14 protein-coding genes and 1 riboswitch are annotated in these 20,672 nt (G+C 40.0%); of the genes, 11 read left to right on the top strand and 3 right to left on the bottom strand.

Annotated features, from left to right (window positions below):
* Positions 1 to 49 precede the first annotated feature (49 nt).
* From JW841_13560 to JW841_13535, 6 genes are all read left to right on the top strand, one after another.
* Positions 50 to 2,209: a fibronectin type III domain-containing protein gene (locus JW841_13560; protein MBN1961967.1), complete on the top strand. Its 2,160-nt coding sequence runs from the start codon at positions 50 to 52 to the stop codon at positions 2,207 to 2,209.
* Between the two features lie 197 nt (positions 2,210 to 2,406).
* The gene (locus JW841_13555) at positions 2,407 to 3,957 is read left to right on the top strand and encodes an LPP20 family lipoprotein (protein MBN1961966.1); all 1,551 of its coding nucleotides are present in this window, start codon (positions 2,407 to 2,409) and stop codon (positions 3,955 to 3,957) included.
* Positions 3,958 to 4,260: 303 nt separating this feature from the next.
* The gene (locus tag JW841_13550; protein ID MBN1961965.1) at positions 4,261 to 7,203 is read left to right on the top strand and encodes a PD-(D/E)XK nuclease family protein; all 2,943 of its coding nucleotides are present in this window, start codon (positions 4,261 to 4,263) and stop codon (positions 7,201 to 7,203) included.
* Positions 7,200 to 10,541, top strand: a complete 3,342-nt coding sequence (locus JW841_13545; GenBank protein MBN1961964.1) for a UvrD-helicase domain-containing protein — start codon at positions 7,200 to 7,202, stop codon at positions 10,539 to 10,541. Before JW841_13550 ends, JW841_13545 begins: the two co-directional genes overlap by 4 nt.
* Before the next feature lie 173 nt (positions 10,542 to 10,714).
* A complete protein-coding gene (locus JW841_13540; GenBank protein MBN1961963.1) occupies positions 10,715 to 11,287 on the top strand; it encodes a hypothetical protein in 573 nt (190 codons plus the stop codon).
* 85 nt (positions 11,288 to 11,372) lie between these two features.
* On the top strand, positions 11,373 to 12,596 hold the full coding sequence (locus JW841_13535; GenBank protein MBN1961962.1) for a CDP-alcohol phosphatidyltransferase family protein: 1,224 nt from the start codon (positions 11,373 to 11,375) through the stop codon (positions 12,594 to 12,596).
* 59 nt (positions 12,597 to 12,655) lie between these two features.
* Here the strand turns inward: JW841_13535 and JW841_13530 are convergent, their stop codons facing one another.
* From JW841_13530 to JW841_13520, 3 genes are all read right to left on the bottom strand, one after another.
* The gene (locus JW841_13530) at positions 12,656 to 13,339 is read right to left on the bottom strand and encodes an anaerobic ribonucleoside-triphosphate reductase activating protein (protein ID MBN1961961.1); all 684 of its coding nucleotides are present in this window, start codon (positions 13,337 to 13,339) and stop codon (positions 12,656 to 12,658) included.
* Positions 13,340 to 13,344: 5 nt separating this feature from the next.
* Positions 13,345 to 15,423, bottom strand: coding sequence for a ribonucleoside triphosphate reductase (locus JW841_13525; protein ID MBN1961960.1), 2,079 nt, complete (start codon positions 15,421 to 15,423; stop codon positions 13,345 to 13,347).
* A 134-nt stretch (positions 15,424 to 15,557) separates the two neighbouring features.
* A riboswitch (cobalamin riboswitch) is annotated at positions 15,558 to 15,780 on the bottom strand.
* A 279-nt stretch (positions 15,781 to 16,059) separates the two neighbouring features.
* A complete protein-coding gene (locus tag JW841_13520) occupies positions 16,060 to 16,722 on the bottom strand; it encodes a histidine kinase (GenBank protein MBN1961959.1) in 663 nt (220 codons plus the stop codon).
* A 72-nt stretch (positions 16,723 to 16,794) separates the two neighbouring features.
* Here JW841_13520 and JW841_13515 point away from each other — a divergent pair, with 72 nt between their 5' ends.
* The 5 genes from JW841_13515 (at position 16,795) to JW841_13495 (ending at position 20,669) form a co-directional block, all read left to right on the top strand.
* A complete protein-coding gene (locus JW841_13515) occupies positions 16,795 to 17,526 on the top strand; it encodes an endonuclease/exonuclease/phosphatase family protein (GenBank protein MBN1961958.1) in 732 nt (243 codons plus the stop codon).
* Between the two features lie 110 nt (positions 17,527 to 17,636).
* Complete coding sequence (locus JW841_13510; GenBank protein ID MBN1961957.1) at positions 17,637 to 18,362, top strand: hypothetical protein; 726 nt, start codon at positions 17,637 to 17,639, stop codon at positions 18,360 to 18,362.
* The gene (locus JW841_13505) at positions 18,359 to 18,694 is read left to right on the top strand and encodes a hypothetical protein (protein MBN1961956.1); all 336 of its coding nucleotides are present in this window, start codon (positions 18,359 to 18,361) and stop codon (positions 18,692 to 18,694) included. Before JW841_13510 ends, JW841_13505 begins: the two co-directional genes overlap by 4 nt.
* Before the next feature lie 92 nt (positions 18,695 to 18,786).
* Positions 18,787 to 19,260: an NAD(P)H-dependent oxidoreductase subunit E gene (locus JW841_13500; GenBank protein MBN1961955.1), complete on the top strand. Its 474-nt coding sequence runs from the start codon at positions 18,787 to 18,789 to the stop codon at positions 19,258 to 19,260.
* Positions 19,257 to 20,669 (top strand): SLBB domain-containing protein, encoded by a 1,413-nt coding sequence (locus JW841_13495; protein MBN1961954.1) that lies wholly within the window; start codon positions 19,257 to 19,259, stop codon positions 20,667 to 20,669. The genes JW841_13500 and JW841_13495 overlap by 4 nt, the downstream gene beginning before the upstream one ends.
* The last annotated feature ends 3 nt before the right edge of the window (positions 20,670 to 20,672 follow it).

Below are 20,672 nucleotides of genomic sequence, written 5' to 3'. Positions count from 1 at the left end.
ATCTTTGATATATTAGTTATAAGTAATTGTTACTTAAGAGAGGTTAATTATGTCGTTACGGCATGTTGGTCTTAGGTTTATACCATCGATTTTTTTGCTGATAATTATTAGTAGCATTAGCTATAACGTATACGCAGAAAATACGCGCTTTTATGACCTTGAAGGTTTTGGTCATTTTCTTGATGGCAATCCACAATCAACAACAGTTACTGAAGATGGCGCTGTTGCCCTGCCACCACCTACTAAAGAATTATACAGCGATGTTGAGGCAGTTTATAGTGCGGCAGCAGTATTTGGCGATGAAATCATTGTAGCTCTTGCAGATGATGCACAAGTACTAGCAATCAACAAAGCTGGCAAAAGTCGCAAGCTTTTTAAAGCTACTGAGACTATGGTATCGGCGCTGCTTTCAACAGATGAAGGTTTATTTGTAGCTACGGGTTCCCCGGCAAGAATTTATAAAATCACTAAAGATGGTAAGAGTGAACTATATTACAAATCGGATGCCACCTATATTTGGTCATTAGTAAAAGGTCCAGGTGGCGCACTATACGCAGCTACGGGCGAGCCCGGTACAGTTGAACGCATCATTAAACGCAACAAAGGTGAAGTAATATTTAAGCCAGAGCAATCACATTTGCGTGCCTTGGCTTATGATAGTCGTTTAGGTTTATTTGTTGGTGGTGGTGAACGAGGCGTGGTTTATCGTGCTGAAAAAGGTAGTGATATATTTCGTGCCTTATACGACACTGGTCATCCAGAAGTTACTAGTATTCTCATTTATGATGATTATGCTTTTGCAGCTGGGGTAACCGGTGCGCAAGAGTTGGCAGATTCACATGCTGATCTTGCCTCAGGAAAAAACAATAAAGGTAAATCGGCAAACGTGCGTTCACAATTGGTGCGTATTGCCATGGACGGTGCGGTTGAGACTTTAGCTGGCTCTAGTGATGAAGCGATATTTGCTTTAGCGATCAATGATAAAAAACAAATTCTTGTTGCTACGGGTGCTACCGGACGAGAAGAACCAAGGGGACGTATTTATAGTGTCGATCATAAAAAACGCGTTATCGCAATGCTGTATCAATCGCCATCACGACGTATTACCCATTTGGCATCAACGAAAAGCGGAGCAATAGCAGCAATAGCTGCGGCTGGTGGTCGTATAACTGAGCTTGCTAATGGTTATGCACCAAAGGGTGAATTTTATACTTTGGCTTTTGATGCTGGAGTAAATTCGAGTTTTGGTATTGTGCAAGTTTTTGGTGAGTGGCCGCGTGGCACTAAAATATCTATCGCTGCACGTAGTGGTCAAACCTCTGAAACTGATAATAGTTGGTCTGACTGGTCAAGTGAAATTGCAGCACCTTTCAATGTTGTACCCACTATACCTAAGGGTCGTTTTGTGCAGTTACGCTTAACTCTTAATAGCACTAGCAAATTCACACCAACCGTGCATCGCGTGCGTTTAGCTTATTTAAGGCAAAATTTAGCTCCTTTTGTACGTGAAGTAATTGCTCTTGATAAGGGAATTGCATTTTATTCTTTGCCGCAAGAAGCGCCTAAAAGCAAAACCGTCAGTTTAATGGATAAGCACACTAATGATAAACGTGATGACCCAGAGAATTCTGCAACTCCAATTCGCGCACGACAAATTGAAGAGCCAGGAATTATTACGATACGGTGGTCCGCTGAAGATCCCAATGGTGATGAATTACGTTATACAATTCAATATCGCCGCGATGGTTATGGTATTTGGCGTACTTTAAAAAAAGATTTGGATGTTCCATTTTATTCATTGCATTCATCGCAGCTTCCTGATGGGCATTATCAATTTCGTGTTGAAGCTACTGACGCTTTATCAAACCCACCCGGCAGTGAGCGCTTAGATACTCGCGATAGCCGCGATGTTTTAATTGATAATACTCCACCGCAAGTTGAGCCATTAATCGCACAAGTAAAACGGCGTAAAGTTACTATAAAAGGTGGATTTGCAGACACGGTTAGTCCTATTGCGGCTGCCGTTTTTTCTCTTGATGCTAAAGACTCAAAACCATTACAAGTTGATGATGGCATACTTGATGGATTGCGTGAAAGTTTCACTTTGTCATTAGGGGAGTTACCAAAGGGAATACATACACTGACGGTAAGAGTTAATGACGAAGCACAAAACGAGGGGGTAGCGCAAACGGTATTTGTTGTACCATAAGCTTAGCTTTCTAGCTGCTATGAACCGGGAATCATTTTTATTCTGGCAGCGACCCCCGATTACGCCGTATAATACATTTTTCGTTAAATACAGAATGCATCAAAGAGTTGCGACGTCTTATAAAAAATTAACTTTTTTTTTGTAGCAAAGCATATGGGGGGCGATTATCGCCACCTTAGCGCTATTGGAGGACTTTCATGCGCATCGTGTTAAAAAGCACGTTTTTTACAGTTTTAGCAATTATTGCAACTAGCAGTACGGTTTTTGCCAGCGATCTGCCTAAATGGGTAAACCGTGGCAGTAGTGCTTTTAATAATAGCGGTAGTCGCGCCTTTTATGGAGTGGGCTCTGCTAGTGGTATAAAAAACCCAGCCCTTCTACGATCGACTGCCGATAATCGTGCCAGATCTGAAGTTGCTAAAGTTTTTGAAACTTTTTCTGCTTCGCTAATGAAAGACTACATGAATTCTGACGGTGCGCAGAATGTTGAGCAAGCGGTGAAAACATTTTCGGCAATGTCGCTTGAAGGTGTCGAGGTTCGGGATCGTTATATCGATAGTGACGGAACGATGTATTCTTTAGCAGTGCTTGATATTGATCAAGTAGCTGCCGCAGTAAAAAAGGCTAAGGCTCAGGGAATCGTTAAGAGTCACGTTAAGCCGGTCACCCTTGATGATATTTTTGATCGTCACAGTAAAAAGGCAGAGCCACAAAAACCGATTGCAAAAAGTGGTGGTGATGGTAGCGCCAGTAAAGCACCCAGCAATGCTACTTCAAGTACCCAACAGAAAAAAGGTGGTAAACCGGATTGGATTGATGGTGAAGATTCTCGTTTTCCATACCGCGAGTTTCTTTGCGCCGTTGGCTATGCCTCAAAACGAGGTGCTGCAGAAAATGCTGCTTATGCTGCTTTAGCAAAAGTTTTTGTTGCACATGTTGAGTCTGCTAGTTCTGATTTTATGGGCGCCTATTCACGCACTGGCGCGCCTTCACTCGAAGTGCAAGCAAGTGCAACTTTGACTAAGGTTTCTACTGAAAAGTTATTCTCAGGTGTGCGGATCCCCGAAGTTTGGCAAGATCCACAAAGTACAATTTTTGCTCTTTCGTGTCTCGAACGTGCCAAGAGTGCGAGTATTCTTAAAAAACAAATTGGTGATTTAGACGGAACCGTCGAACGTTCAATTAGTCGTGCTAGTGATGCTGATGCTCAAGCTCGCCTTAAACATTTATCTCGTGCTTTAGATGCCCTGCGTCAACGCGAGGCGTTAAATAACGAATTACGTTTGATAGACTATGACGGCGTTGGTATTTCAAGCCAATATGCGCCATACGATGTCGCCGCAGCTTTAGAGCAAACGCAAGAACAGCTATTAATAAGTGTTGTCGCTGATGGCCCAAATGCCGAGGATTTCCGCAATGCTTTGGTTGATTCATTAACTTCGCAAGGCTACCAAATTACTGATGGTGATGGTGCTGACGCAAATGTATTAATCTCAGCCAACATAAGAATGGAAGACGGTGGCAAAGGCACAGGTAGTGCTGCAAAACTTCATTTTGTTCGTGGGGTGGTAATGCTTACTGTGAAAAATGTAAAGAGTGGTAAAAGCATCGGCAGCTTTAAGGAATATCGCAAAGAAGGCCATCGTAGTGCTATGGAAGCTGAACGTCGCGTAGTACGTGAATTAGCCAAAAAGCTTGCTGGTAGCGTCGGTAAAAAGATAGATGCAACAATGAAGGGCAAGCGCTAGTTTAAAATTAGACACTCTTTTCGAATAAGCTCACCTAAAATTCCAATTTCCAGTTCTTAAGTTATTTAAATCTACATTTTTATGTACTGACCGACTTATATCTTTAAGTAAGGTGAGTTTAAACTTAAGTATTTAAAGAACAGGGAATAAGGAATAGCTTGGTTAACGGTTTAACGGCTAACGGTCGCACATATCTATAAAGCCATTTTTTTGGTGTTTGACACTTTAGATGGGGGGAAAAAAAATGCTATAGCTTTATTTAATATGTTGCTGCTACTTCAACGCCCGCGCCAATTATTTATTATGCCTTCAAGATTAGCGCAGGCGCAAAAGATTGCAGAGCTTGCAAAGGATAATGCAGTTATTACAAGTGATTCTGTAGTAGTATTTGCTGACTTATTTGCACGGCTTGGTACAGTAATTGGGCGTCGTTATGCAGCACCAATAGTATGCTCATTGCTTTTAAGACGGCTTTTCTTAGAATCTGATGGCCCATGGCAAGGTAGAGCTAATGACCCATATGCCATAGATGCTTTTTCACATGCGCTTAATGAAATACGAGCCGCCGGTATTACTACTGGCCATTTTGCTAACTATAACCAAAAAAAGATATCGCCAGAGCTTGCAGCAATAATTGCAGTTTTAACTAAATATGAACAAGCATTTGATGAGTATAATTGGTTTGATGATGCCGATAAAGAACGTGAAGCTATACTAGCAGTACTTCGCGGGCATCCATATATTACAAATTTAAAGTCAGTACATGTTGCTAACGGTACAGAATTATTTGGTTCGCGACTTGATTTGCTTGCTGCTTTTTCAAAAAGGGGTTTAGTGGTTGACGTGCAGCTGCCGTACGATAATGAACGACGAACTAGTTTTGCTTGGCCTGAAGCTAGTTTGCATCGCATTGAGGCCAGCAACGCAAGCAAAATAGAAATAAAATACGACAATCTTATAGGTAGCGGGCCACTAGCTCACTTTCGTCAAGTGCAGTTTACTAAAAAGATGGCGCCAAAAGCTCCTGTTCAACTAATTGAAGTTAATGATGTTAGTGAACATGCACGTGCAACTGCAGAGATAGTTAAAAAGTGGCTAGAAGCAGGAGTAACACCAAATAGTATTGTGATAGTTGTTGCAGATTATGAAACGCATGCAACTGCTATTATGCGTGAACTTGCTTCTTTCGATATTGCTACAAAATTGCCACAAGGTATTGCATTAATTTCAACGCGTGCAGGTGAAGCAATACTAACGGCGTTAAAATTAGCAGAGCAAGAAGTCCAAAGAGAATCTCTAATAGATCTATGGTTTTATTTAGAACGATGGGTTAAAACTAATAAAGCTAGTTGGTCAACGACACAAGTTGTGCGCAAATTGCGTCGCAGTGGTGTTCGCTCTAATCGTATTGGTGGTTATCGAAATTCTTTAATTGGTAAAATATCACCGTCTCAATCAGAAGAACATGACCATGAATTAACAGTTGCATTAGTAGAATCTATAGAAGATTTAATTGCTAATGTATCACAGATAGCAGATGAAGATAATTTACAAACACAAATTAAAGCGATTGTAAAAATCGCAGATTTTTTATTTGCAAAAAGACAAACAATCGAATGTCAAAACAATGAGCTGCTTTTAGAGCTGTCTTTGCTTGCAGCGTTTGCCAATGAACAAGAAGCAGTACAGCAAATTATTTCTCTTATTGATACTATCGCCCAAGCTGTAAGACAGCTCAATGATCAAACTAAGATTACACGACGTGAGATAACGCAAATATTTGAATTAGAATTGCGCAAACAAAGAATGCCTTCACCGGCAGGCCCCACAGCAATTAGCATTGTTCCACCAAGTGAATTGGTCGCTACCAATTATAAGCGAGTTATATTTGCTGGTGTTGATACGGATGTTTTTCCAAAGGCAACTTTAGCTGATGCAGTGCTTACTGATGAATTACGTAGCGAAATTAACGCGCATGTCGGTTTACGCTTATTACAGTATGGTTCAATTTCAGGTCGAGAAGCCCTGCCAGCACATGCTCGCGATTATTGGCTGTGGTTAGAAATAATCGCCAGCGCTAGTAATGAAATTATAGTTACTTGCATGCAGCCAGAAGCCCCCGAATCAGCTGATGCTACGGGTCGTAGTGAAATTGTTCAAGAAATACTACGTGCCATAGGTGTAAATAATCCACAAAAGTTTTTTGCAAAGCAAACGCAAATTAGAGCTACTAAATATAACAAACAATTAGATATCGAACGGCGTATTAACTATGCAACTATTATCGAAAATAGTCCATTTGTTTTAAGAAGTTTATCAGAGGGTTCAAAAAAGCGACTTGCCTCTCATATTAAAGACAATATTCATTCTGCGTCGCATTTCGATTATTTGGGTATGTGTGCTTTTCGTTATTTTGCCAATGCAGTTTTACACTTAGCACATGATGATGTTCCGGCACTTGGTGCTGATGCACGTGACCAGGGCAGTCTCATGCATGCTGCTCTTGATATTGTATATCGTGATATAGTGAATCAAGGTGGTTTAAAAGAGGCGCGTAATAACCCACAAAAAGCACTAACAAGAGCTAAAGAATTATTAGAAGCGGCAGCCGAAAGCATATTGATTGATACGATTATCCATCCACTATTAGCACCAGCAGCGCTACAAGATGCAAATAATACAGCATTACGGATATTGGCCGATGATCTTAATGGTAATGATGACCGTGAACCTTTAAAGCTTGAATATCGTTTTGACGATCGCTCTTTTATAAAGCGAAATAATGAGAGAGTATCATTAGAAAAAGCAGCCCCACCATTAGTACTTAATAGCGAAGATGGTTCCTATGAAGTAAAAATTCGTGGAAGTATAGATCGTATAGATCATGTCGACAATACAATAGAAGCTATTGATTATAAACGTTCATTTGCCAAGCGTACCGATGGTCGTCATTTTCAATTGCCTTTGTATTTAGCAGTCGCATGGCGAGATTTTAGTGATAATGCACAAAAGCTTGCTGCGCATTGGATAGTTTTGCGAGATCGCAAGCGACATATCGCTGTAGAAGCAAGCACTCCACAACTTTTTTTACAAAATTTGCGTATGAGTTTTTTTGCTAGGCTTGAAAGGGTACTTGGTGGTGATATCTCACCTGATCCCAAACCAGCTACTCTATGTGAAAGATGTGATTACCGTGCACTATGTCGTTTTAGTGTCGTGTCTAATGATGAAAGTGAAATATTATGAGTAGCGCTGAAATTGTACGTGCGAGTGCTGGCACCGGTAAGACCTATGCATTGGTAGAAAGTTATATTCGCATTCTTTTGAGGCATAAGTTAAAGCCAAGTTCGGTTGTGGCAATTACCTTTACGCGTAAAGCTGCGCGTGAGCTGTTAAATCGCATCCGTGTACGTCTGCGATCTTTAGAAGCAAACGATCTTCTTAGCGATATTAGTCGCGCGCCGATAAATAATTTTCATGGACTTGCTTTACAGTTATTGTCTTTTTCAGGGGCAAATGTTGGTGTTTTTAAGCGATTATTGGTGCTCGGGCAAGAAGGAGAAGACCGACTATTATTTCAACAAGCTTGTGAAGAAGCTTGGTTTGCAAATGATACTAACGTAGCTAATGCAGTGAAGCAGCTTGCAGCCGCTTTTAAACTTGATAGCGAATTTCCGGTATCTTTATGGTCTGCTTTATCACAAGCACGCGAGGATGGTTGCGAAATAATAGGTAGCAAACTAGTCACGTCATATGACCCCGATATTATTAGTCAACGAATTACCGAACAATTAACAAATATACGCACACGTTTGCTGTTAGCACGTTCTGAATTATCAGATACAGTAAGTGCGAAGGTCGAAAATTTTTTAAAATTGGTGCCTACAGAAAACAATGTAGATACTATTAGTTGGATTGATAATTGGACAAAGGCGGCAACACATTTAGACCGTCGTGGCAAACTCGGTCAACTAATTAGTAGCGAAGAAAAAGATTTTATAAGTAAACAAGCAAACAATTTAATAAATGCAGAATTTGCTTGCGCAGCTTTAGCGTCAAATTTCACCAAATTAGTCGATGCGGCATGGCAAAATTATCAGCGTTTAAAACAAGAACATGTATTGTTTGATTTTGCCGATATTATTGAACGTGCAGTTCATTTGCTTGAGAATGATGCATCGCTTCACGCACGTGTACTGCAACGCTTTCGTGCGGTTTTGGTCGATGAAGCCCAAGATACTAACCGTCTACAGCGTCGATTTGTGCATCTCCTTGCGGGATTAAGTGGACCTGCTGCTGGTAGTCAACCTCCGGCGACGTTGTTTGTTGTTGGTGATCGAAAACAAGCTATCTATACTTTTCGTGGTGCTGATATTGAAAGTTTCGATAGTTTTACTGCTGATATTGAAAAACTTGGTGGTAGCAAAAATACTTTACATACAAGTTATCGTACAACTACAGCATTATGCGCCTCGATAAACCATTTAGGACAAAAGCTGTTCGGCCATGAATATGAAGCAATACAAGCTGCAGATACTATAAACGATAACAAGCAAACGGCTTTATGGATTGAAACTCCGGCAGCAGAGAATAATACCACCAATACTTTATTAGAAGCTGAAGCTGTTGCCGATTATGTAGCAAAACGTCTTCAAGCTGGGCGCTTACCATCTGATTTTGCCATATTGATGGCAGCAATGACTAAAGCGGTGCATTACTGTGATGCCCTACTAAAACGTGGTATTCCAGCAACCATGGGCAGTGGGGGTCTTTATGCAGAGCGAGAAATAATTGATATTGCTGCATTGCTACGTTGGTGCTGTGATCCTGATGATAGACTTGCCGCAGCGATAGCCTTACGTTCACCATTGTTCGGTTTATCTGATGATGGATTGTTATATTTATTTGGGCCGCAGGCAGAAGATAATTTTGTTAAACTTAGTGTTAATCAGGCTAAAGCATCATGTTTAAGTGATAATGATATTGCTGCTATTACATTAGTTTCTTTTGTTATGCCTCGTTTATGGCAAGGTGCAAAATTGCTTAACGCCGATGCTTTTTTACATTGGTGTAATGAGTTACTACAAATTGAAGCGATTTTAGCTACTTTGCCTGGTGGTGAACAAAAAGTTGCGAATGTCAAACATCTGCAATCGTTGGCGATAGAATATGCTCAAAATAATGCCTACAACACTTGGCGGTTTGCACGCGAGCTAAGTATTCGTATTGAACGGGGGGTGCGCGAACCATTAACTAGTATTCATAACTCTAATAATGCCGTGGTTATCGGTACTATTCATCAAGCTAAAGGGCTTGAGTTCCCTGCGGTTTTATTAGTTGATTTAGCTCATGGCAAACCCGGAGATTTTAACTCACTTCGTTATTCACGTGAACATGGTTTAATTATGCGTCCGCGTATTAATGGTGAATTGCTGAAATGTGATAAGTGGCACGCATCAGTTGCTAATGCGAAAAGTGCAGCAGAAGCTGAGCAAGATCGTTTACTTTATGTTGCGGTTACGCGTGCAAAAAGTGAACTAGTATTTTTTGCCCCAGAAAGTGAAAACTTAAAAACTAATAAGGGACTACTGCGGCGTCTGCAACCATGGCATATTGAGGCAGTTGCGGCTGGTGTTTTACAGGTAATAAAGGTGAATAATATTGAATCTAATGAATCGTTAATTTCTACCCTATCAGAAACAAACAACATATCACCACAAATACAATCGACAATTGCCATCGCCGAAGGCAGTGAATTTTCATTATCGGTTACTGAGTTAGCAGTATTTTTACAGTGTCAACGTCGAGGTTTTTTACGTACACAGCTACGTTTTAATGAAGCTGTAATGATGGCGATGTCTAAGCAAAAAGAATCAGACACTGTAATAAATAACTCGATGAAGAGTACATTAAACTCACAACAAGCAAAAGCAATTACTCAAGGGACTATTGCTCATGCAGTAATGGCGCGTTTGGATGCAACAAAGCCATCAAAAGATATACAAGCATGGGTTTACGAAGGTATTAGCGCTATAGGCTATGATATTGATGATCCAAATATTCATGAAGTGTTTGAAGATTGTGTTCGATTTTTTAACTCACCATTAGGGAAAAAACTAATCAAGTTACCAACAGATAAACATCGCCACGAACTACCTTTTATTGCCAATATAGCAGCATCGCCATATAAGTTATCTTTAAGAGGTCAGTTTGATGTCGTTTATGAAGAAAATAATGCAATAATTATATTAGATTTCAAGCATAGCAAGCCGTCACCGGCTGAGCTCGAACTGGATTACTTGCAATTAGAAATCTATGCTTTAGCTGTTAGTATGGCGTGTGATATTTCTACTACAGTACGAACGCAATTGGTCTTTCTCCATACCGAAGAAATTATAGAGCATGCAGTTACTGCAAAGATGCGCGATAACTTACGCAAAAGAATCAAAAATTGTATCGGTGAACTTGCTATACAAACACCCATGCAGCATGATTTACCTTGTAAATCATTAAACATATGCAAACAACTTATGTGTCTTTTTATCAAGCAATGCCATCCACAAATAAGTAAACCTGATAATTAAAGTTGCAGATTAGGCTTTAATCAGCAATCTAAAGTTACCTCTTATTTAGTTTAGTCACAATGCCTTAGTTACAATGCCAAACGAAGAGATTTATGCAATCGTTGCATAGATAAACTGCAGTTAATTATTTTGTGAGAGCTGGATTTCACAATAAAAAGTGATACAGTGCATTCATGATTTATCCTAAATTTTATATTTTTATTACTGCAGCAGCCATTTTGGCTTGTAGTAATTCTGCACAGGTACGCACTAATAGTGGTAATGACGAATCTACAAGTATTCTTGCAACCGGTGGTGATCAATCATTATTTAACCATAATCTTGCGACGATTATTATCGATGACAACAATATTACGGTTTTTGGCGCTATCGAAGTCCCAGGAAATTCACGATTACAGGCCGCCTTTGCCATGATTGATGCAGTTACTCGTGCAGAACTCGCCAAGGCTGTAGCTGTTTCAATTGTCAGTTTAGAAATTGATGTGCAAAGTGATACTGCAAAACCTAAAATAACAAACCTACAAAGCGAAACTACCAATATTTTTACGGCTAAATTTTCGCCAATGCAGCGAGCTTGGCAACGCATTCAACGTGGCGATGAAAATATATTAGCCTTACGAGCAAAAACGCAGATTTCTCGTAAAATATTTGATCAAGCTGTTACTAACCTAATGCAGGCACGCGGATTAGATCTAAATCAATCTGGTGAGGTTATGAAACGTATAAAACAGCCAATTGATCAATAACCATAATCTTTTAGCTTTAATCTTGCAAAAAGCAGCAGTCATGAGATAGCTGCACTTAAAATAATTGCCAAGTATGGGGCTTACCATGGATATGCTTTCAAATTGGATTTATGGCCATATGAGCGCAGCAGGGCGTATTTGGTCTGCTTTGGCTCCGGCTATTTTAATTGCTTTATATTTTGTTGGCGGTTTAATTATTTATAGTATTAGAACTTTATTTGTTGGGCAGTATCGTGATTCAGAGATGGAATCCCGTGGTTCGTCTTTTCTTGCCTCTATGTACATTCGCCTTTATTTCACTTGGATAATGCAACCCATCTGGCGCGTACTTATACGTATGGGTGTACCAGCAAATGCAATCACCACTTTATCGGTATTATTAGCAACCGCCTCTGGTGTGTCTTTATCAATTGGCCGTTTTGCACTTGGTGGATGGCTATATCTATTTGCTGGTATGTGTGATTTTTTTGATGGTCGCCTAGCTCGTGCTCGCAATGAAGTAACTAAAAAAGGGGCAGCACTTGATTCTATTCTCGATCGCTATTGTGACGCTGCAGTCTTAGTAGGTCTCGCTTGGTATTATCGAGATAGTTGGGTTCTTTTAGCGACTCAAATCGCTTTAGTTGGTTCAGCTCTTGTTCCTTATATTCGCGCACGTGGTGAAGCTATTGGTGTTTCCATTAAAGAAGTTGGTTTTATGCAACGTGCTGAACGTATTTTATATCTTGGTGTAGCCGTTGCGATTAGTCCTATTCTTGAAGCGATAATTGATCCTGGTGAGCCTCGACCGCTACATCGTATTGCGATTGCTGGTTTAGTGCTACTTGCAGTTTCAACACAAATTACTGCCTTGCAGCGGTTTAGCCATTTGCTTGGTGCTTTAGATGAAAGCGAATGGCATAAAGGTTGGTTACGTCTTGGTCGTGGGGTATTAGCACGTGGCGCAATAATAGCTGCAGCTGCTACTATTGTTGATTTTTTTGCAGCCGTATCATTAGTTGATGCTGAGATACTTATGCCATCAGTTGCGACATTTATCGCAACAATCACTGGTACCATTATTCATTTCTTTTTAAGTCGTATCTGGTCGGCTAATGTTAAAATTATTATTAAACCTCAAACCGGTCGTTATGTTTTCGTAAGCATTACTACAGCTTTGCTTAATGCTGGCGGTGTAGCAGTACTTTTATTAATCCCAGGGTTTTCGTTTAAAATTGCATGGCTACTTGTGCATATTAGTGTGTTTTTGGCCTGGAATTTACCTTTGCTACGCACTTATTTAGTGATTTGTGAGCCTGAGAAAATTTAAGAGAAACTAATTATAGTGTATATAAAATGAAATTTTAATAGTATAAATAGTTAGTATTTTTAGTTTCCGTTTCGGTAAAAACAAGAAATACCATAATCACGACAAATAGTCGCAGCAATTTGTTTTAGATAATTTACTGGTGGTGAAACAAATCGTCTTGATGTGGTAGTGTTTTTATACGCCTGCAAAATCCATTGCTTGCAGCCCAAAGCGTATTTTGCCATACGATTTAATCGCACTTTATCGTGATATGGTAATACAACAGTGGTACGAAATTCATGTGCAACATCGCTATCTTTAATAATTGAAATACTTTCTAATAAATCTTCAGGCTTGCTATATGCCCCGAGCCATGACGCATAACTATTTGGATGGTCTTTAAGGTCAAGAGCTATATAGTTAAGCAACTTTGCATTTAATAAATCAGCAATTACCTTTGGCTGTGTACCATTAGTATCTAGTTTAACCAAAAACCCCATACTTTGAATTTTAGTGATTAGCTTATTTAAATCTGCATATAGTGTAGGTTCACCGCCTGAAATAACTACAGCATCTAGCAAACCTTGTCTTTTTTTCAAAAAACTAAAAAACTCATCATCGCTTAAATAACATTCTCCATTTGGAGAAATAAGTGATGGGTTATGACAATATGGGCATCGCAGATTGCAACCGCGCAAGAAAACTACAGCGCTAAGATACTCGGGATAATCAATAAAAGAACAAGGTTGGAGACCGGCGATCATAAAAATTACCTAAGATTTTGATCAAATAGGCCGCGCCGCGAGAACTCTTTTTGTTTGCCAGGATTCCACTGTTGTACAGGTCTTAGGTAACCAACGACACGCGAATATACTTCAGTTGGTGCGCCGCAATGCGGACATACTTGATGCTCGCCTGCAAGATAAGCATGTTCAGGACAAATAGAAAAAGTTGGGGTTAAAGTAAAATAAGGCAAATGAAAGTTTGCGCAAACTTTACGGACAAAGTTTTTAACTGTGGCAGAATCCTCAACACGTTCGCCAAGATAAAAATGCAGCACAGTACCACCAGTATATTGTACTTGAAATTCATCTTGTTGTTCAAGCAGTTCAAAGGGGTCATTGAAAGCATCAATAGGTGGTTGCGATGAATTTGCATAAACGATATCATTATCTTGAGTAAAAATCTGCATATCAGGATAATGCTTGCGGTCAAGATTGGTCAAACGATAACTTGCGCCCTCTGCTGGAGTAGCCTCTAAATTAAATGGTGTATTGGTCTCTTCTTGAAAAGAAATTAATTTCGCGCGCAGAAAATCAAGCATACGTAAACCGAAAGCGCGCCCACTTTCTGACAATAAACTTTCACCGAGCAGGTTTTGCGTAGCTTCTTCAAGACCGATAATACCAATCGTTGCAAAGTGATTATGCCAAAATGAGTTAAAACGTGTTTTTATACTTTGCAGATAATGGCGGGCATATGGATATAGCCCAGCTTCGGTAAAACGTTCTAAAATTTTACGTTTTAGTATAAGGCTATCACGAGCAATATCCATAAGCGCACTTAAACGAATTTTAAAATCATCTTCATCATGAGCAAAGTGTCCCAGGCGTGGTAGATTAAGCGTAACTACCCCAATAGAACCAGTAAGCGGATTAGCACCAAACAATCCGCCACCGCGATGTTGCAGCTCACGAGTATCAAGCCGCAAACGACAACACATACTGCGCGCATCATCAGGAGACATTTGCGAATTTACAAAATTGGCAAAATAGGGGATGCCATAACGTGCAGTTGCTTCCCATAAAAGCGAAAGACGAGGATCATCATAATTAAAATCTTTAGTAATGTTATAAGTAGGAATTGGAAAAGTAAAAACACGCCCTTTAGCATCACCTTCGATCATGACTTCAAGAAAAGCACGGTTGAACATATCGACTTCATTTTGAAAGTTACCATATGTTGCTTTTTGTAATTTGCCACCGATAATTACTGGTTGATCGTGAAGTTTTGTCGGTACATTGAAATCAAGGGTTATGTTAGTAAAAGGTGTTTGAAAACCAACGCGAGTGGCAACGTTTAGGTTAAAAACCCATTCTTGTATCGCTTGCTTTACATTTTTATAAGAAAGCTTATCGTATGCGATAAAGGGAGCCAACAAGGTGTCTACACTTGAAAAGGCTTGCGCGCCAGCTGCTTCCCCCTGAAGGGTATAAAAAAAGTTAGCTATTTGTCCGAGCGCGGTGCGAAAATGACGTGCTGGTTTACTTTCGACTTTACCATCTGCGCCACAAAAACCTTGCAGCAATAAATCGCTTAAGTCCCAACCAACACAATAGACAGCCAATAAATTTAAATCATGAATATGAAAGTCACCCGATTCATGAGCATTGCGTACAACCGGTGGGTATAGTTGTTCAAGCCAATACTTACGAATAACTTCACTAGCAATATGGTTATTTAGTCCCTGTAAGCTAAAAGCCATGTTGGCATTTTCAGATATTTGCCAATCAGATTTATCAAGATATGAGTCAACCAGTTTAGTGTTTTGTTTGCTATGTATTTCACGTAATATCCGATGTTGTTCGCGATATAGAATATATGCACGTGCAGCTTTACGAAAAGGTGAGGCCATGAGCACGTCTTCAACTAAATCTTGAATCCCCTCAACCGTCGGCTCATTTTGAGTTGTAGCAGCCGCAATAACTAACACACGGCGAGCAAGTCGTTGTGCTTCTTGCGCATCATATTCATGGGTAGCTTTGCCAGCAAGTTCTATAGCTTTTGCAATGCGTGCAGCAGCAAAAGGCTCACGTGTTCCGTCACGTTTGATAATAGTTGAAAACAGAGGAGTAATATTCGAAGGGTTATTAGTAATAACAACAGTTGATGAAATTTCATGCGCAAGTGATGCAATGTTTGACATTGCTACTCCTTTTGCCTCCCGCGAGGCCGTAAGGTTAATAGACAGTCTCAGTTTTCTCTCTGAGATCAGGTACCGGCAGGTCTTCGGGCTTGTGAGCTTAACGACACACAATTAGTTGTTGTCGTCTTCCTATTGCCCACAGCTTCCCAGCATAATTAGCCAGTGCTATGTGTGGACTTCGTTTTCACTTACCGCTGCGGGGCAGTCCTGGATTTTCACCAGGTTCCCTATTATGCCTCACACTTTCGTATGGTAGGCACCGGTTACGAAAAAAGGCCATAATGTAGAGCCTTACTTGCTGTCAAACGATTAATTAAATAGATTTTTTATCTAAATAAAAACAGTAAGTTAAGAATTGATAGACTTAAAACAATCTAAAGTATTGGCACGCACAAGTCGTATGGCCGCTGGCGGTGATGAGACTATACCGCGTTTGCATGCTGAAGCTGTGCAAGAAGTAGTTATTGCTTCTGGATTATAAAAATACAGAATATAGGCGTAATAAACGCTTGCGAGCCATGAGTTCATCATCAGCTATTAGCACTCGCAATTTCAGGCTCATGATAGCTCCCCATTTATGGGTCCGTTAATAGGCAAATGCAAAACTGCATGTGTTTGTGAATCTTGTGCTGCAATATTAAATAAAGCCTTACCGCCATAGATAATATCAAGACGACGTTTTAAATGGGGCAATCCAACACTACCTAGACGCGGGCCAAGATAGGTCCCCGGGTTTATGATTGTTAATACCAATTCACTTTCATCACAGTTGGCAATTAAATAAATTTTACCAATATGTCCAGAATGTGGACCATGCTTAACGGCATTTTCAGCTAGCGGCAGCAATATTAATGGGGGAATTAAAATTTTATAACATACATCAGTGATATTGATATTCAATTCAAATAATTGAGGGTCACGTAAACGATGTAGTGAAAATAGTGTTTCTATTAGATCAATTTCTTGTGCAAGTGGCCAGGTAGTAGTTTTTACTCCTTCTAATATTATTCTAAGGATCGCCGCTAATTGTAGCACAGCTCGTTCAGCAACAATGCCATCTTCTCTGCACCATTCAGCAATTGCATTGAGGGTATTAAAAAGAAAATGCGGATCAAGCTGTGAGCGTAGAGCTAATAGTTGTGTTTGTTCTGCTTCACGTTTTAATAATGCTCTAACTAAGCGGATTAACGAAACATTTTTAGTTGCTGAAAAGTTTGCCAATTTAAGGTATAATAGATAAGTTTTTTAACATCGACCAAATGATAATTGGTATGACTAAAGGAAGTATATAAGTTGTCTCATCATATTCGTTTCATCACCTATAATATTCGTAAAGGCAAAGGTGCTTCAGTATTCGCGGGTAATTATTTTAAAAGCTTGGGCAATGCCTTGCGTGATTATGCACCTGACCTACTGTTATGTCAGGAGGTTTCTCATTTTTATTACCCTATGATTTCTCAAAGCGTTGAACTTGGCAAAATGCTAAGTCTAAATTCGTATTACGAACCCAATAAGCATCGCCGAGATGGTCATCATGGTAATGCTACTTTTACGTGCCATCCAGTTACTCATGCATGTAACTATGATGTATCAACTAACAAGATCGAAAGACGTGGCGTTTTATACGTTTGTCTTGAGGTGGCTCGTCGAAAAGTACATGTGCTCAACGTTCATCTTGGTCTTAATCAAGCGCAACGTATATTTCAGCTTAAAAGTATTACGGCAATATTAGCTAATCGCGTGCAAACCAGTGATGCGGTTATTATGGCCGGTGATTTTAATGACTGGAATCGTAAGCTCGAAAAAATAATTGTTAATCAATTGGGTTTCATCAATGCCCTTGGCCACTTACCACCGCAAGCGGTGCGTACCTGGCATTCACGCCGACCGGTTTTTAATCTCGATCGTGTATACGTTCGCAATATTGCAACCAAGCAGGCACTAAGATTAGTTGGCTCACCATGGAGAGAGTTGTCAGATCATTTACCGTTGATTGTGGATTTTGACGTTACCACATCACTATAGCAACCAAAAGTGAAAAACTTATAGCGCCCATGTCGTTGTTACGTTAATATTATCAGTAGGTTTAATCACGGCATTAAAATTAGCAGTATAAGTTCACAAAGAGTCAATCGATGCTAATTATTAAGTCGGTATGTCTTAGTATTGCTGCCATTTTATGTTTAGTTTTTAGTGTACGCTTATTACTACTGTCGCGCCAAACTCGCGGAACACCCGAGTTTTTCTGGGGGCTCGCTTGGTTTCTAGGCGCAATTGTTAACGTATTTAACACTTTAACTGTTGCCGTTAATACACCCATACTTAATAGGTTTTTTCATTGGGGATTAGAAATCTCTTATCCAATGTTAATAATATCACTCTTTATTGCAAACTGGCGACTGTTTCGCCCTGGGCGTTTGTGGGCCAAAGCGATTAATATTGCTGTTGCTGCATCTTTAGTAATTACATGGATTGTAGAGATTACTATCTTTGGTTTTGCAGTATCTTTATTTAGCACTGACGTTTCGTTTGTCGTTTTTGTCTGCGATATTTTGATTACTATGAGTTTTTTGTGGGCAGCAATAGAAATGTGGTATTACCATCGCCTATTTAAACGTCGTGCACTTATTGGTCTAGCATCTCCGTTTTTAAGTATTAGATATCTTCTCTGGTTTGCTGCCAGCATAATGTTACTTATGCATTGGTTTGTATTGTGGTCGCGATATTTAGTTGCAACCCCATATTGGTTAAATTCTATTACTCTTCCAATATTGCTGCTATTAAGCATTTCGTTCATGTGGATTACATTTTTTCCCCCACGATTTTTACGAGAACGATACGCAGAGGATCAAGCACAATGATGCCTAACAGTGTTTTTGAACAGACGGCATCAATACTTGTTGAGAAAACTAGTCTTTCAGCACCGCAAGCAAGGGGGTCGATACGTCTTGCGTTAAAAAAAGGTGGTTGCACTCCCCAAGATGTGACCTTACATCAAATGGTGATTATTTTTCGCAATATAATGCCAAACCTACTTAAGGCACAGGGGCTTAATAGTGAGCAAGCTAGTAATGCCGTTAATCAAATTGTGAATAAGCTTGAAAAAATAACTATAGACAAATTTGCTACATCAGTTAGTACTGACGCAGCAAAGCATATGTTTGACCGAATTGATCGCGAAATAAGAAAATAGAAATATATTGTAAAATTAGTAAATTTCATATTTACACCTTTTGCTATTGTGACTGGCATTAATTTTAGTGTTATAGAATGTAATTTATAATCATGGTAAAAGTACTATCACAATCAACAGTCACGCGAATTAAAGAATTGATGGGTGAATATCCCACCCCACTTGCGGCTACCTTGCCAGCCTTACATTTAGTACAACAAGAGATAGGGCATTTATCAAAAGAGGCGCAACTTGAGGTGGCTGAGATTTTAGATGTGCCACCAACTCGTATTAGTGAGGTCGTTTCTTTTTATTCAATGCTCTACGAGCAGTCAGTTGGTCGGCATGTGGTAAAAATATGTCGTACGCTTTCTTGTGAATTACGTGGTGCTAAAGAGATTATATCCCGGGCCCAAACTATTCTTGGTATAAAGGTAGGTGAGACCTCTGCTGACGGTCGAGTAACACTTTTACATGAAGAATGTTTGGCGTCTTGCGCTACCGGGCCTTGTTTATGGGTTGATGGTGTTTTAGTTGAAAATTTAACCTGCGCTAAGCTTGAAGCGGTATTGGGAGGGTTGTTGTGAGTGACCATCAATATTCTCCCGCTGCTTTTGAGCCTACACTCTCTAAACGATTTTTTATCGCCAATGGCTATGAGCTTGCTTGTTATCAACGTGATGGTGGCTATCAAGCGTTACGCAGTGTTTTACAACTCGATCCCAATGAAATAATAACAACCGTTAAGCAAGCCAATTTGCGCGGACGCGGTGGCGCGGGTTTTCCAACTGGCGTTAAATGGGATTTTGTGCCAAAGCAAACTGATAAAGCTAAATACCTAATAGTTAATGCTGATGAGTCTGAGCCTGGCACATTTAAAGATCGCTATATTCTATCCCGTGATCCCCATGCTTTGCTTGAAGGTGCTGCTATTGCGGCATATGCAATAGGGGCCAATGATATTTACATTTATATTCGTGGTGAATTTACCAAACCGTATACCCGAATTTTGGCAGCTATTAAAGAAGCCTATAACGCTAAAATTTTTGGCGATGCGGTTATGGGCACAAGATTTAAACTCAATTGCCATGTTCATCGTGGTGCGGGTGCTTATATCTGCGGTGAAGAAACATCTTTGCTTGAATCACTCGAAGGCAAAATTGGTCGTCCACGATTAAAACCACCATTTCCGGCGATAGTAGGTGCTTTTGGTGGCCCGACAATTATAAATAATGTAGAAACGCTTGCTTGTGTACCTTTGATTTTCGCGCGTGGCGTTGATTGGTTTTTAACCCAAGGTTTGCCACATAATGGTGGTCCTAAATTAGCAAGTGTCTCAGGGCATATAAAAAGACCAGGTGTTTATGAAGTTCCAAGTGGTTATCCTATAAATGAATTAATCGAGCTAGCCGGTGGTGTATGGAAAGGTCGACAACTTAAAGCGGTAATTCCTGGTGGTAGTTCGACACCAGTTTTAGTGCCACGACCATGTCAAGCATTAGCTGATAATGCACCGCAACAAAAGGTTACGTCTTTTGCGCCCCCCCAAAAAAGCGTTGAACATTGGCCGCTTGAGACACAAGCACCATTAGATTTCGACGGTATCAAAAAAGTAGGATCACTTTTAGGTAGCGCGGGTATGATTGTGCTTGATGATACTACTTGTATGGTTAGAGTTTTATTAAACCTAGCAGAATTTTATGCACATGAGTCTTGTGGGCAATGCACTCCTTGTCGTGAAGGAACCGGCTGGATTGCAAAAATGCTACGCCGTCTCGAAATAGGTAAGGGTAGTCATACTGATTTAGCGACGCTGTCTGATACAGTTACTTTTATGACCTCTACTACTATTTGCCCGCTTGCTGACGCTATCGCCATACCTGCGCGAAGCTATTTTGATAAATTTAAAGATGAGTTTTATGAACATATAGGAAAAACCTGCTGGTTTCCTGATGCTGAAATTGCCCCAAGCGGCAATACTACTTGGGAGGATTAAAAT

The organism is Deltaproteobacteria bacterium, from assembly GCA_016931625.1.
Classification (GTDB): domain Bacteria; phylum Myxococcota; class XYA12-FULL-58-9; order XYA12-FULL-58-9; family JAFGEK01; genus JAFGEK01.
This window is presented reverse-complemented; position numbering and strand designations above follow the sequence as displayed.